The organism is Streptococcus minor DSM 17118 (genome assembly GCF_000377005.1).
Taxonomy (GTDB): domain Bacteria; phylum Bacillota; class Bacilli; order Lactobacillales; family Streptococcaceae; genus Streptococcus; species Streptococcus minor.
In genome coordinates, this window is record NZ_AQYB01000030.1 from 93,180 (window position 1) to 108,596 (window position 15,417).

General features: G+C 42.9%; 13 protein-coding genes. 1 reads left to right on the forward strand and 12 read right to left on the reverse strand.

The annotated features are described in order from the left end of the window. Nucleotides 1–20: 20 nt before the first annotated feature. The 12 genes from argH to F602_RS0104155 all read right to left on the reverse strand — a co-directional run bounded on the left by argH (nucleotide 21) and on the right by F602_RS0104155 (nucleotide 11,820). The gene (argH, locus tag F602_RS0104100) at nucleotides 21–1,403 is read right to left on the reverse strand and encodes an argininosuccinate lyase (RefSeq protein ID WP_018166693.1); all 1,383 of its coding nucleotides are present in this window, start codon (nucleotides 1,401–1,403) and stop codon (nucleotides 21–23) included. Nucleotides 1,404–1,773: 370 nt separating this feature from the next. Then, on the reverse strand, nucleotides 1,774–2,964 hold the full coding sequence (locus F602_RS0104105; RefSeq protein ID WP_018166694.1) for an argininosuccinate synthase: 1,191 nt from the start codon (nucleotides 2,962–2,964) through the stop codon (nucleotides 1,774–1,776). A gap of 178 nt (nucleotides 2,965–3,142) precedes the next feature. Beyond that, the gene (gltX, locus tag F602_RS0104110; RefSeq protein WP_018166695.1) at nucleotides 3,143–4,600 is read right to left on the reverse strand and encodes a glutamate--tRNA ligase; all 1,458 of its coding nucleotides are present in this window, start codon (nucleotides 4,598–4,600) and stop codon (nucleotides 3,143–3,145) included. Between the two features lie 109 nt (nucleotides 4,601–4,709). Continuing rightward, the gene (locus F602_RS0104115; RefSeq protein WP_018166696.1) at nucleotides 4,710–5,021 is read right to left on the reverse strand and encodes a LiaF transmembrane domain-containing protein; all 312 of its coding nucleotides are present in this window, start codon (nucleotides 5,019–5,021) and stop codon (nucleotides 4,710–4,712) included. Between the two features lie 79 nt (nucleotides 5,022–5,100). Next, complete coding sequence (locus F602_RS0104120; protein WP_018166697.1) at nucleotides 5,101–6,339, reverse strand: MFS transporter; 1,239 nt, start codon at nucleotides 6,337–6,339, stop codon at nucleotides 5,101–5,103. 69 nt (nucleotides 6,340–6,408) lie between these two features. Further along, nucleotides 6,409–7,098: a LiaF transmembrane domain-containing protein gene (locus F602_RS0104125; protein WP_018166698.1), complete on the reverse strand. Its 690-nt coding sequence runs from the start codon at nucleotides 7,096–7,098 to the stop codon at nucleotides 6,409–6,411. Nucleotides 7,099–7,103: 5 nt separating this feature from the next. Next, on the reverse strand, nucleotides 7,104–7,550 hold the full coding sequence (locus F602_RS0104130; RefSeq protein WP_018166699.1) for a LytTR family DNA-binding domain-containing protein: 447 nt from the start codon (nucleotides 7,548–7,550) through the stop codon (nucleotides 7,104–7,106). A 450-nt stretch (nucleotides 7,551–8,000) separates the two neighbouring features. After that, a complete protein-coding gene (locus F602_RS0104135; protein WP_018166700.1) occupies nucleotides 8,001–8,753 on the reverse strand; it encodes a TIGR00266 family protein in 753 nt (250 codons plus the stop codon). 120 nt (nucleotides 8,754–8,873) lie between these two features. Next, nucleotides 8,874–9,368, reverse strand: a complete 495-nt coding sequence (locus tag F602_RS0104140) for a beta-class carbonic anhydrase (protein WP_018166701.1) — start codon at nucleotides 9,366–9,368, stop codon at nucleotides 8,874–8,876. Nucleotides 9,369–9,523: 155 nt separating this feature from the next. After that, nucleotides 9,524–9,907: a GNAT family N-acetyltransferase gene (locus F602_RS0104145; RefSeq protein ID WP_018166702.1), complete on the reverse strand. Its 384-nt coding sequence runs from the start codon at nucleotides 9,905–9,907 to the stop codon at nucleotides 9,524–9,526. An 11-nt stretch (nucleotides 9,908–9,918) separates the two neighbouring features. Then, nucleotides 9,919–11,298, reverse strand: coding sequence for a DNA repair protein RadA (gene radA / locus F602_RS0104150; protein ID WP_026183297.1), 1,380 nt, complete (start codon nucleotides 11,296–11,298; stop codon nucleotides 9,919–9,921). A 78-nt stretch (nucleotides 11,299–11,376) separates the two neighbouring features. Next, nucleotides 11,377–11,820: a dUTP diphosphatase gene (locus tag F602_RS0104155; protein WP_018166704.1), complete on the reverse strand. Its 444-nt coding sequence runs from the start codon at nucleotides 11,818–11,820 to the stop codon at nucleotides 11,377–11,379. Between the two features lie 220 nt (nucleotides 11,821–12,040). On the opposite strand from F602_RS0104155, the gene F602_RS0104160 reads away from it, so the two are divergent. Next, a partial coding sequence (locus F602_RS0104160; protein ID WP_018166705.1) for a ZmpA/ZmpB/ZmpC family metallo-endopeptidase occupies nucleotides 12,041–15,417 on the forward strand: 3,377 nt, incomplete at its 3' end.

Below are 15,417 nucleotides of genomic sequence, written 5' to 3' on the forward strand. Positions count from 1 at the left end.
TACTTCTATATTGTAAGGAGTCATAAGTCTTTTTTAGCCTCTTTAATTTGCCAGAGAACCTGGGAAAATCCCGTTCCGCCAAGAGAATTGCGACGTTCCACTGCTGTCTTGGATTGGAGGGTAAGATAAATGTCTTCCTCAATCAAGTCTGAAACCTCCTGGTATCGCGCTAAAGGGACATCCTGAAGGAAGCAACCAGCCTTGGTACATTCCAATACCATTTTACCAACAATTTCATGGGCCTCACGGAAAGGTATCCCCTTGTTGGCTAGGTAGTCTGCTAACTCAGTTGCATTGGAAAAATCCTTCTCTGTAGAAGCCGCCATATGCTCCTTATTGACAGTCATGGTTTTGAGCATACCGGCTAGGATGTCTATGGCTACCGTGATAGTCTCTGCTGTGTCAAACATACCTTCCTTGTCTTCTTGAAGGTCCTTGTTGTAAGCTAGAGGAAGAGATTTCATGACCGTCAAAAGTCCAAAAAGATTGCCATAAACTCGACCAGCTTTACCACGGATGAGCTCGGCCATATCCGGATTTTTTTTCTGAGGCATGATAGAGGAACCCGTAGAAAAAGTATCTGATAAGCTGACAAATTGGAACTCATTGGAGCACCAATTGATGATTTCCTCACAAATCCGACTCATATGCATCATAAGGATAGAACTGTTAGCTAAAAACTCAAGGATAAAATCCCGATCTGACACTGCATCTAGTGAGTTGCTGTAGGGTTTGGCAAATCCCATCAGTTCTGCCGTGAGGTCCCGGTCAATAGGGAAAGTCGTCCCAGCTAAAGCAGCCGCTCCAAGAGGCGATATGTCCGTATGCTCTATGTTAAAGGAAAAACGCTCACTATCTCGGGTAAACATATTGTAGTATGCCATGAGGTGATGTCCAAAAGAGATTGGCTGAGCATGTTGTAGATGGGTGTAACCTGGCATGATGGTCTCTATATGTTCTTCTGCTAAATCTACCAGAGTAGAGCGGAGATGATGTAATTTCTCTATCACTTCTATCAATTTCGCTTTGAGGTAGAGATGCATGTCAGTTGCCACCTGATCATTCCGCGAACGTGCTGTGTGGAGCTTACCGGCAACTGAACCAATTTTTGCCGTTAGAAGACTTTCTACATTCATATGAATGTCCTCGTTGGACACATCAAACTCCAAGTCCCCTGCCTGGTACTCAGTCAGCAATTCTTCTAGGCCAACCTTAATTTGAGTTGCTTCTTCCTGACTGATGATGCCAGTTTGTCCCAACATAGTCACGTGGGCAATGGAACCCTTGATGTCAAATTCTGCCATCTTTTGGTCAAAGGAGATAGAGGCTCCAAATTCCTCTACCCATTTCTCCAATCCCGCCTCAAAGCGACCACCCCATAGTTTTTGATTTACTTTTGTCATAACTTCTCTTTCTAACATTTTTTCTTTTAAATGACAAAAAGAGGCTAGACGTGAAGTCCAGTCTCCTATTGGCCTCACTGGGCATTATTTCTCAAAATTTCCACACAGAGAAACTACATTTAAGCTTGCACGCCTCTTTGGACACCTTCACAATTATTTATTCAGATACAGTTTGTTGGCTACGAGAATCTGGATTTTTATCCGAAAAATGCATCGCTTGAAGTATCCTACAATGACTTCCCCCATGTCTATCTCTTTTTTGAACTGCAGATTTTAGTATTGTCAGATTGGCTATTTTCCTGAAAGTAGACAGCAAACCAGAAATACTACTGATGGTGGTTTCAGGTCAGCTAGAGCCCCGTCAAAGACATTATTTATTGTTGACCTGACTATTCACTTGTGTTGGTAACCCCCAAAGCTTGATAAATCCGACGGCCGCATCTTGATCAAAACTGTCTGCGGCGGTGTAAGTAGCCAAGTTTTCATCATAGAGAGAATTTGGTGATTTCCGCGCGACAACTCTTGCTGAGCCCTTATAGAGTTTAACCTTGGCAGTACCATTGACTACTTTTTGGGTTTCTTTGATGTAGGCCATGATTGCCTTAGTCGCTGGACTAAACCAAAGGGCATTGTATATTAGATTTGACAATTCATTTTCAATGATTGGCTTGAAATGTGAAACTTCACGTACCAAGGTCAAATCTTCAATCTCTTTGTGGGCTACCAAGAGAGTCACTGCACCTGGACATTCATAGATTTCACGCGATTTGATGCCAACCAAACGGTTTTCAACGTGGTCAATCCGCCCTACTCCGTGAGCTCCTGCTATGGCATTGAGCTTCTGAATCAGGGCTGCCAGCTTCATTTCTTGGCCATTGATGGCTATTGGCTTGCCTTCTTTGAACTCAATCTCTACATACTCAGGTGTATCTGGAGCATCTTCTACTGCAACGGTGATGCCAAAAGCATCCTCTGGTGCTTCATTCCAAGGATTTTCCAATACACCACATTCATTAGCGCGACCCCAGAGATTTTGATCCACTGAGTAGGGGCTATCTAGATTAGCTGGAACTGGCACACCATGTTCGATAGCAAACTTGATTTCCTCCTCACGCGCCCACTTCCACTCACGGACTGGTGCTATCACCTTCAAAGAAGGGTCCAAGGCCGAGATAGCTACCTCGAAGCGAACCTGATCATTTCCCTTACCGGTACAGCCGTGAGCAATGGCTGTTGCACCTGTCTTATGGGCCATCTCTACCAATTTTTTGGAAATCAAGGGACGGCTCAAAGCAGATACCAAAGGATATTTTTGCTCATAGTAAGCATGTCCTTGAAGAGCAAGAAGAACATATTCCTCTGCAAACTCATCCTTAACATCCAAGACATGTGATTCAATAGCACCAATAGACAGGGCCTTATCATGAATAAAATCAAGGTCTTTTCCTTCTCCAACATCCAAACAGACTGCAATTACATCATAGTTTTTTTTGAGCCAAGCAATGGCAACAGAGGTGTCAAGACCGCCAGAATAGGCCAAAATTAATTTTTCTTTTGTCATAATAAAACCCTCTTCCTATAAATCTATATCCTTATTTTGCTATATAAGGAGTATTATAGTGTATAAATATACACGTGTCAAGATTTTTATTGCCTTCTTTGAATTTTTATGTAAAAACAGACCTTGTTTATTAAGAAAAACAATAAAAAGCAGCCCTTATTTGGGCTGTTTCTGTATATTATTTAATCTTTTCTAGCATGTTCTCAATGTGTTGAAGTGATTTTTCACGTCCGAGGAGATAGATAGTATCTGGTAATTCTGGACCATGCATTTCTCCTGAGACTGCGATACGGATTGGCATGAAAAGATTTTTTCCCTTGATACCTGTTTCTTTTTGGACCGCCTTGATTTGTGGGAAGATATTTTCTGTCACAAAATCAGCATCCGACAAGGCTTCCAATTTAGCTTTGAAAGCTTCAAGGACCGTTGGCACAGTTTCCCCCGCCATCACTTCCTTTTCAGCATCAGTTAAGCTAGGGAAATCCGCAAAAAAGAGGTCCGTCAATGGTACAATTTCATCTGCCGACTTCAGCTGAGGCTGATAGAGTTCCACCAGCTTCTCTGCCTTTTCGGTCAAACGACCCGCTTCTTCCAAAAAGGGTTTGCAGAGGGCAAAGACCGTTTCAAAATGAGCATTCTTCAGATAGTCGTTGCTCATCCAGTCCAGCTTCTTCTGGTCAAAAGCTGCTGGCGACTTGCTCAAGCGGTTTTCATCAAAAAGTTGGATTAGTTCATCGCGGGAGAAAATTTCTTCTTCACCGCCAGGGTTCCAGCCAAGGAGAGCAATAAAGTTAAAGACTGCTTCTGGCATGTAGCCTTTTTTACGATAGTCTTCAATAAATTGTAGGGTATTGGTATCTCTCTTGGACAATTTTTTACCAGTCTCAGAGTTGATGATCAAGGTCATATGGCCAAATTCTGGAGCTTCCCACCCCAGAGCTTCATAGACCATGAGCTGTTTAGGTGTATTGGCAATGTGGTCGTCTCCACGAATGACATGAGAAATTTGCATATCATGGTCATCAATCACAACCGCAAAATTGTACGTGGGATAGCCATCTTTTTTCTGGATGACCCAGTCTCCACCAATATTGCCACCTTCAAACTCGATATCACCTTTAACCATATCGGTCCACTTGTAAATACCTGCTTCGTTGACAGCTAGACGGACCGTTGGAACGATACCTGCCGCCTCCCGCTCTGCAATATAGGCAGCTTTTTCTTCAGCCGTCATCCCTAGAAACTCATTGACATAGCGTGGTGTTTCACCTGCTGCTTCCTGACGCTCGCGCTCCGCTGCTAATTCCTCCTCAGTCACATAAGACTTATAGGCCTTACCAGATGCTAAAAGTTCATCAATATATTTTTGATAGAGCTCCAAGCGCTCAGATTGCCGGTAATTTTCGTGAGTTTCTGGGCTTTCATCCCAGTCTATTCCCAACCAGCGCAGATTTTCTAACTGTGAACGCTCACCGTCTTCGACATGGCGCTTGCGATCCGTATCTTCGATACGGATGATGAAAGTGCCCCCATGATGACGAGCATAGAGATAATTAAAGAGCGCAGTCCGCGCATTTCCGATGTGTAGTAGTCCAGTTGGACTTGGTGCATAACGCACACGAATAGGTTTAGTCATAACTTACTCCGTTATATAAAAGTTGCATTGTTTCTATTATAGCACTAAATGTAAAAAAAGAAAGCTGACCATACTTTTTCAGCAAAGGGTCTAGCTCGCATACACTATTCTAGTCTTTTTTATCCTTTTGAAAAAGTAGTTGTAAGCCGATAGCGCCTAGAATAAAGGCCACAATCCAACTACCAGTCGCAATGCCAATCCACTCATAGTAAGAATTGAGGATGATAAACAAAATCGCTAGACTCCCAATTGCTCCTTGGTAATTTTTTTCAGATAAACTGGAAATAGCTCCGAAGATAAAAACTGCACTACAGATTAAAATCCATAGAGGTATATCTACCATCGGCAGTGCGATAGAGTCCTTAAACAATAAAAATACCGCCGCCAGAATCAAACCCAAACCGAACATTACTTTTTTCATTTTTTCTCCTTTTCTCTACTTAGTATACCATGGTTTAATGAACTAGATAAGTTTTTTCATTAAAGAATCAACTAACCGACTATTTTCTCCCACCAAAGACATAACAAATCAAACAGAGCCCTAGTGCCAAAAAAATCAGACTGATAATCTCTGCTGAAAGAAAGAGAATCAGCCCTGAAACTAAGAGACGCAGTAGAAGAGTCCCCAACTGGAAGTAGCTGGAAATTCCCCCCTCAATCATGGCTAGTTTTTTTTCAGGCAAGCTGTTCATAATCAAAGCATTGAGTTTGGGATTGATAGCTCCTGCTAGAATCATGGTGAGAAAAATAAGGCAAAATACACCATAAATATTATGAATGGAAAGAAAGAAAAAGAAGATAGGAACAAAGATAGCAGTCAATCGAATAGCCGCTAGAATATCTATCCCTTTAAGCAAGTTCATGGCCAAAATGCTACCGATGATGCCCCCGATTAATTGACAAGTGATGAGAAGGGCAATCGTAGTGACTGGGTTGAGGATGACAAACCCTTTGTCCTGACTGATTGTTACCGTTATCAAAATCGAAATAGTGCTAAAAATGCCATTGAGTACGGGTACAATCACTAGGGACTTGCGAATTTCCGGTATCTTTATACACTCCTTGATAGACTGCTGCATGCTAGCCCACATGTCCTTTAAGAGACTAAGGCTTGTCGGCTTTTTGTCTAGTTGGAGAGGTCGTTCGACAAAGAGTTGTTGTAGCTTGGATCTGATAAGGAAAATAATGAGGGCAGAAAGTGCAAAGGTAGCTGCGTTAAAAAAAGCTAAAGCCTGATAGCTCATAACGGTGACAAGAAAAGCACCGATGGACTGAAAACCGATATAGAGAATAGAACCTACAGCCTGTCGAAAAGCCAAACTATCTGAGCGCTCTTCATTGGTTACGATACGCAAATGAAGGGGCGTGAAGAGACCATTCTCATACTGACCAGCAATATCTGATAGAAAGTTGATGAAACTGGCTACCAAAACTACCCAAAGTCCCGGCTCAAAGCCCATGATAAAGCCGACTAGGATATAAAGAAGCACACGAAAGATTAGGGTCTGGATTATCGTTTGGACCTTGTCAGCTGTACGATCCGCAAAATAACCCATCGCAAAACTAGTTAAAATAGGTAAAGTCTCTGATACACTGACTAGAGAGACAGCTAACTTGGCATCTGGTAGTTGCAACACATAGGCTATCAGAGCTAAGTAATACAAAATATCTCCAAAATTGGACAGCATATCACTGATAAAACTGAGCATAAAGAGTTTGTTTTGTAATAGTTTTTTCATCTTTACCTCTCATTTACAGAAAATTCAGATATTTTTACGCTCATTTTAGGGCGGTTATCCGCCCCAATCTTAAATATAAAAAACTTCTAAGTGACTAAAAACATAGTCGCCTGTAATGACCAAGGTCTTACCACTTGGGTGATGGATAGGATGAGTTTTGATAGAACTGAACACCTTATCTCCTGCGAATTCAACATACCAGTCTTTTGGCACGTAGAGTTTGATATTGGAAAAGACAGCATCGCCAGAGTAGATGGCCTTATCACCGAGGATAGTTGCATTTGCAAAGTAGATAGAGGTTCCTGAGAAAACTAAGTCGCCTGTTACTCTAGTTAGATTTTCATCATTGATATAACGTGTCGTATTGCCAAAAATAGTATCATTTCCCTTATGACGTATAAAATCATCATCCCAAATGTCTTCGTCATGATTAGAGAATGGAACGCCAAAGCGATACAAAATGGGTTTGAAAATCATGCTCAAACCAACTCCCACCAACACTGCCGCAAGTACTAGAGTGCTAGTTCCTACATTGAGCCAGTTGTAATGACGTTCTAAGATAATAAGAGCGATAACTCCGCAGACGTACGCACTAGTATAATTGCGACGAAAAAGATTTTGGAGAGAACAAAAACCAAAACCAAGGACAAAAAGGAGAGTCCAAAGAGAAATTCCAAAATCAGGTAGTAAGAGTGTATCCTTGAACAAAATATAAGCTGCCAGCAGGATGAGACCTGCTCCCAAAAGTGATTTTTTCATTATATTTACCTCGTTTCTCTAAGCTTTTCTTTCAGCAATTGATAGTAATGGCGCGATACATGAATTTGCTTAACGGTATCGTAAAAGCGGATGGTGCTAGTACCTGAGAAGGATTTATCCAACGAATAGATCGACCGTGTGTTGACAATACTAGATTTGGAAATCCTACAAAAAGTTTTCGGTAGGCTGTTCTCCAATTCATAGAGTTTGAACTTAACTTCGTAAGCATTATCGCGAGTGTGACCAAAAATTCTGGTACCATCCGTTTCAAAAAAGAGGATGTCCGCCAAATCTAGGAAATATTCACTACTTCCCTTATAAAAAATAAGTTGTGGACGACTGACCTGACTGAGAGCTTGCTGAATCTGTTCTAACTCTTCCGACAAATGACTAGCACGAATAACCACTTCAATATCATTCAAACTATCATCCAATTCAATCCTAATCTTCATGGCACCCTCCTTTCAACAAGATACAAAGGCGTGAAAAACAATGCAAGAATCATCTTCTTTGCGTAGCGCCTGATCCATGTTTGACTGATGCAATTTATAGCATATTTTCTAATCCTATTATACCAAGCCCTGAAAAACTTACAAGGCATTTTCAGCAAGTGGTCATATTTAGGCCGTAAGTGGTCAAAGAAAGAACCCAGGTTACCTGAGCTCTTCTAATCAATTGATCTAGTTGGTTTAAGCTAGTAGCAAGGAAAATGCTACCAATCTAACTCTAACCATCTAAGTAGAGTCTTGGACTGGGATGGTAGGATGGCAGTCAACGGCTCATCTAACTATTCATCAAGTCCTTTTTACTAAAAGCCAATGCTCGCAAGTGTCATACAAGATTGTATTTCCTTAACAAAGATGGCCGGGCAAATCAAGCTTGGGCCTAGATTTACTCTCTCTTTAAAAGAGATTGCCAAGAATTGATCCACCACTTCCATCTCCTGAGCTCGTCACGATATGGCTTCCAATGACGCGAGCAAAGGTTTCAATGTTAAGGCTTTGCACATAGATTTCCCCTGTACCATGGAAAGTATTGACGACACCTTCTCCTGTACCGATAGATTGTAGGAAGCCATTTTCTAGGTGGATATCGTAGTTCAATTCACGACTCCATGCTACCACATGAGCATTGTCGATGGTAATCGTGTCATTGTGAAGCTCTAATTTTTTAATAGAACCAAAGCTGTTAACTAGGAGAGTTCCTTCGCCTTCAGTAGTCATGACAAATAGTCCACCCTGTCCACCAAAGAAGGCACGACCAATAGATTGGCGCTCCATACTGTACTGAGCGGAACCGTCTAGAGCTAGGAAGGCACCGTCGTTGAGGCGGTATTGCTTCGCCCCCAACTCCAAGGCAATCACCTGACCAGGTGCTGTTGGAGCTAGGGCCAACTTCCCATCATTAGCATTGGATACTGCTTGGGTAATAAACATGGACTCCCCAGAAACCATAGAGCGACCGATAGCTCCCATGAGTTTGCCGATTCCAGAACCCCCTCGTGCATTCAGCTTGGTATTCAACGTAACACTTGGTGTATGGTAGACCATGCTTCCCTGTTGGATATAGGCTGTTTCCCCAGACTCAAGAGCAATCTCCACAAGTGGAAACTGCATATTGCTATCAATAGTATATTTCATGCGATTATCTGACATAAGTTTTCTCCTTTGTGTTATATTACTAGTACAAGTATACTCCTTTTGCTATTTCTTGTCAAGGATTTATAAAAAGTTTGAATAAAAAATAGATGAATGCAACTAACACTCATCTACTACTTATCTAACTTCTGTCATCAAACCTGTGTCCACATCATAAACTGCACCACTGATAATGACATCATCCGGAATCAAATCCGATTGGCGGAGAATAGCCATATCTGCTCTGACACTCTCTTCCACATCCGTAAAAGGCAAGAAATCCTGACCAGCTACATCAACCCCCAGTACCTGCTGGATATGGTCTGCAAAGGCTTCATTGGTAAAAGTCTGAGCTCCACAGTCAGTGTGGTGCAAAACGACAATTTCCCTTGTTCCCATTTGCTGCTGGGAAATAACTAAGGAGCGAATCATATCCTCTGTCACTCGGCCACCTGCATTGCGCAAGATATGGGCATCCCCTAAGGCGAGACCCAAGGCTGGTGCTACATGGAGCCTAGAGTCCATACAGGTTACGATGGCTACCTGAGTTTTTGGCTTCAGAGGTAAATGAGCCGTTCCATGCAAGGCCGCATAGGCTTGGTTGGTCGTTAAAAACTTTTCAAAATAAGACATGAACAGCTCCTTTGTATCTCAATCTTGTTTACCATCCTAACAAAAATCCATGCTTTTGTCATGAGAAAAACATAATAAGGTTTGGTTCAAATCAGGCAATGAGTTGATACTACAGGTTTTTTCGGCCGTCACATAAAACCAAAATTCTGACTCTGCTAAATCTCCGGCTTGGAACGATACCCCATTCCTCTGCGCGTCATCTTTAAACTATCATAGAAGGCATCTGCGCCTGAAATTAAATCAATACGGAGGGCAGGATAGCGTCTTCTGAGTTCAGCCATTAGTTGGCTGCCATAACCCTGACGCCAATATTCAGCCTTTACCAGCAATTCACAGAGATAAACTGTCCTGAGCCCATCGGTCAGATAACGGGCAGAACCGATGATTTCTCCTTCTTGCTCCAACATCAGCCAGTGCGAAGCTGTTAGAAGTTGTTCCAGCAGTTCTTGACTGAAACTGTCCCAACCTTGCTGGGCATAGAGTTGAAAGAGGGCAGGTCCATCACTTGGCTCCTGGGACCTAATCTTGACAACACTCATATTTCTACCTCCTAGGCAAAGACTTGTTGCAGGACTTCAGCCAGTGTTGTGACACCCACCACTTGGATTCCTTTCGGTACTTGAATACCCTGTAAGGAATTTTTAGGGGCGTAGACCTTGGTAAATCCCAGTTTTGCTGCTTCGTTGATGCGCTGTTCGATACGATTAACCCGGCGGATTTCACCAGTCAGGCCGATTTCACCGACAAAACAGTCCTGAGCATTGGTTGGTTTGTCCTTATAGCTGGAGGCAATCGCAACTGCAACTGCTAGATCAATAGCTGGCTCATCCAGACGGACACCACCAGCTGACTTGAGATAGGCATCCTGATTTTGAAGGAGCAATCCAGCTCGTTTTTCTAAAACAGCCATAATGAGGCTAGCACGATTGAAATCCAACCCTGTGGTCGTCCGCTTAGCATTGCCAAACATAGTCGGGGTCACTAAGGCTTGTACCTCTGCTAAAATAGGTCGGGTTCCCTCCATAGTCACAACGATGGCCGAACCTGTTGCTCCATCCAAGCGCTCTTCTAAGAAAACCTGACTCGGGTTGAGAACTTCGACCAGACCCTGAGACTGCATCTCAAAAATTCCGATTTCATTGGTAGAACCAAAACGGTTTTTGACCGCACGAAGGATACGAAACGTATGCTGACGCTCCCCCTCGAAATAAAGAACAGTATCCACCATGTGTTCCAGAGTCCGAGGGCCTGCAAGAGTACCTTCCTTAGTCATGTGTCCCACGATGAAAGTAGCAATATTATTGGTCTTAGCCAATTGCATGAGCTCATGAGTCACTTCGCGAACTTGGCTGACAGAGCCTTGAACACTGGAAATATCCGGGCTCATGATGGTCTGGATGGAGTCGATAATGAGGAAATCAGGCTGAATCTTCTCAATTTCTGATCGGATAGACTGCATATTGGTTTCTGCATAAAGGTAAAACTCGCTATCAATATGGCCCAAACGCTCCGCTCGCAACTTGATTTGCTGAGCAGACTCTTCTCCTGATACGTATAAGACTGTACCGATAGTAGAGAGCTGGGTAGAAACCTGTAAGAGTAGGGTAGACTTACCAATTCCCGGATCTCCACCAATCAATACCAGACTACCTGGTACAACACCTCCACCAAGGACGCGGTTGAATTCTTCCATATTGGTCTTGGTTCTGGTCACTTGGATAGAGGATACTTCATTGATTTTCATAGGACGGCTTTTCTCGCCTGTCAAGGAAATCCGTTCATTTTTGACTTCTGCCACCTCCATCTCTTCTACAAAAGAGGACCAGGTGCCACAGTTGGGACAACGTCCCAGATACTTGGGCGAATGGTATTCACAATTTTGGCAGACAAAGGTTGTTTTTTTCTTAGCTATGGTATTTCTCCTTATCATTCTACTTCAAATAGCTCGCAGTAATCAGTCGTTTCATAGCAAGGAAACTTGCAGATAAGCACTGAATAGCCGCATATCCTAATCTCCTGTCGATCCAAATCCACCAGTTCTTACACCATCTGCATCGTCGCCATCAACCACCAAGAAAGGCATAAAGACACCTTGGACAACGCGCTCACCCACTTCTAGGACAACTGGCTCATCTGTGATATTTTTCATCTGGGCAAAGATATGGCCCTCATTATCTGGATTACCATAATAATCTCCGTCAATCACCCCAACTGAGTTGATAAGCACTAAGCCCTTTTTACGGGGATTGGAGGAGCGATCAAAGAGGTAGAGAACTTCTCCCGCTTGCATATAAGCTTTAACCCCTGTCGGAACAAGGACAATCTCCCCGGGTTCAATCTTTGTCTCCACTGCTACCTTCAAATCATAGCCCGCCGCATGAGCTGTTTCACGCCTTGGCAATAAATTTTCATCTGTAAACTGGCTAACCAGCTCAAAACCACGTATTTTCATATTTTCTCCTTCAGAACTAGATTACTCTTATTATACACTAATTCGCAGCAGAGAAACTATTTTCATCATCAAGAAGACTATTTAATAAACATTGTTCTGACCACATTGTTTGTTAAAAGTAAAAAAATAATAAGTACATTTGAGTATTTTTTCTAGAATCAGCTAGGTTTCTATGCTACAATCAAATTATCTAATTTTTTGACGAAAGGACCGTCTCTTCATGCCACAGCGCGCCTACTTTTCACGATTTCTCACTCTCTTTGTTCTGATTTTATTTTGTCTGCCCCCCATTTTAACTAGCGGTTCACACTTGGTCTTGGCAATGGAGGAGGATAGTGAACACTTATCTCTTGAAACTACCCCATCCCAAGAGGACAATACAGACACCAATCAAGCCACTGTTGAGGAAAGTAGCCAAGAAACCTCTCTTGAGGAAAGTTCTACTCAAGCTGAGAACCACGATTCCAAAGTCCAGGCAGTACAAGAAAGTGGTTTACAGCATTCCGAAACGAGCCGAATAGATTCGGGATATGTCGCTATACTGCCACTGGATGCTAAGGGAGATATTCAACTCAATACTAGCCAACAATCCAATGCACAGATTGCTCTTTTAGGGGAAGATGGACAAGTCACCATTACAAGCCCTACTGAGCAAAATCGCTATATTCCTAAAAATAAACAAGCAGCGCAACAAGTCCAACAAGTTCTTGGTAGTTTCGCACAGGTGAGCTATGATGATGCCTATACCTTCCTTCAACCACGAGAACGGTCCTTTGATCGACTTGCTATCACAACTGAACTACGGAAACAACTGGGACGACAACCAAGTCCAGAAGAAATCACTACTAGCTTACGGCGCTATTATCTGGATAAGTTGGACATGCGCGAGGCTTTTACTAACGTCCAACATAACCTTGATTCCCTCTTAACGGCTGTCTTCGAACGTTCGGAACAAGTTGATATCCAACGAATCGAGCAGCATAAATTACAAATTTTACTAGGTTTAACCTATCTGGAGAGACAATATTCCTTCCAGTTTAATGGAATCAGTGCTAAACATCTGTTACTCCTTCACCCAGAGTTTATTGGCGGAGTAAATTCCTCAGCTATTGAGCGGTTGATCCAACTGGGACAAGTGTCTTATATCGATCTTGAACTAGGTAATGCCAATCAGACTTTTAGTAAAAAATTGGCTCCCTATACATCTGACACAGGATTGCAGAACTGGCTGGATCGAATGGTGGCTATGTTCGTTCCTCAACTAGAGCCCGCCAATTGGTTTACACAAACGAGCCATGCCGTTATTTTGGAAACAAATAGTTTACGGGCTGACACTAGAATATATGAAAAAATGCGGTACAATCCCCGCCTAGCTCGACAATTAATTGCACTTTTAACGGTCAGCCCCGATAGTGTCTATGCTATCAGCACCATGTCCTCTGTCACCTACGGAGCAGTGGGGACATATATGGACGCTGCACAAGTTGGAAGTGGCGAGAAATTTCAGACCCAGCTCCAAAAAATCGCCCAACAGCAAGAACAGTTCTTTGATACTTGGTATCGTATAACAGATAAAAAAGATGAGTTGCTAGCTAGCTCCATCATTGTCATTGATAGCCTGCAAGCCCTTGGGCAGCCTGGTCAAAGTGCGCGGACTCTCTGGTCACCCTCAACAGGGGAGAAAGCCTTAAGAGGGGTTCGAGAATTTATAACTCCACTCAATTTTTATCGTAGCTACTTTCAAGTAGCGGCTGAAGCCTCAACCAGTAGTCAAAGCTTTTCCTATTTTATACATAAGGCCTTGACCCAAGAAGGCCAAGAAACCTTTACTCATGAAGTAACCCATCTATTGGATAAAACTGTCTGGTTCAATGGGCTGGGAACGCGGACCGGTCAAGGACCTGAAGTCTTTGCCAGAGGTTTGTTTGAGAGCCAAGATGTTAGTATCGGTGCTAGCAGCTACAAACCTATATTCAACCTTAACTTCGCCTACGAACTAGGTGACTCTCGTGTCCAGAATGCTTCTCCTAGTCGCTTTGAAACAGAAGCAGACCTGCAAACTTACATGCAAGGCGTCTTAGATGTTATCTACACTTTAGATTATGCAGAAGCTAAAGCTAGCTTGACTAAACCTGCCAGTGATAAGGCCTTACTCTACTATCAAATGTCCTTGATTCCAGATAATAATCCTAGACGCGCTAGCAATCAGGTCAAGGATTCTATCCAAGTCATAAGTCCAGAGCAAGCTGAGACACTTCATACCGTCCATGACCTCATCGCACAAGGTATGATTTCCAGTCGCTTCACCTTCCAAGGCATCAAAGCAACTGGTACAGTTGAACCGAATGGGTATTATACAATCCCTCTTTTTCAACCCATCTATGCTGCCCTACAAAACAATGCTGGCTCTGTGGGGGATATTAGTTTCCGAAGAAATGCTTATGATTTGCTAGGGGAGTATGGTTATAAAAACGGTATGGTAGCCTACCTCTCCAACCAATACGGGGGTACGGATCAAGCAGCCTTAACAGCCATCCTAGCAGGAGAATTCAACGGTAACCTCGTCTCTTTCAAGCAAGGCATGTTCCAGCGAAGAATCGACCAAGCTAATCGCCTCAAGCCAATCACAGGATTTGCTAACTTTAACGAGATAGAGCAAGCGATGATTCAGGCAGTAGAGGAAGATTTGGCAAAGATGAAGATCAATCAAAAAAACCAACGCCCTCTTGCTGAAGGTGTCAGTGCTGTGGACAATCTAAAATTACACATTTTCCAGTCCTATCTTCAGGAGACAAACGATTTTCGCAACTCCATCTATCAGCCCTTAATGAGCCAAGTTACTGAAGAAGAGCTCCTTCCAATTCCCATCACCGATAACCATCAAGACGATCCCACCCTCTGGGAAGGAGAGACCAGAATTACGCCTGGTACAGAAGGGCAAAAGAAGATTAGCCGTACTTGGCAGACTGAGGATGGTGTCAAGATTGGCCAACCAACTGTCACTGAGACCGTCCTTCAAGACATGAAGCCTCGCATTGTCTATCATGGTAAAAAGCCAGTCCATGGTCAAAAAACTTGGACTGAAACCCTCCCCATTCCAATCAGTAGTGAGGAAAGAGTTGATCCTCAATTGGAAATTGGCAAGATACGTATCGTAGAGGGATTCCCTGGCAAAAAGGTTATCACCTACACCCAGAAAACTTTCAAGGGACAACCAGTCGGACAGCCAACAACTACTGAAGTCATCAAAACCCCGATGAAGAAGAAAATCATCTACAAAGGTAGTAAACCAACTCCAACTTACAAAGTCAGCTACCAATTTATCAGCCAAGATAGCAATAAGAAATTACCAAAAGAAGTTAGTCAACTCTTACCAAACGATACCAAGACCTACTCTAGTGGTCAAGTAATCGTAGCCAAACAACCAAGTACAAAAGCAATCACTTTAGCAGATGGAAGCTGGACATTTGTTGGATACGATAAGGAAAAGATAAGTATCGAAAATGACAACATCCGCTTTGTGGGCAGATGGGCATTCACTCCAAAACCCGATCCTAAGCCTGATCCTAAACCCAATCCTAAACCTAATCCTAAACC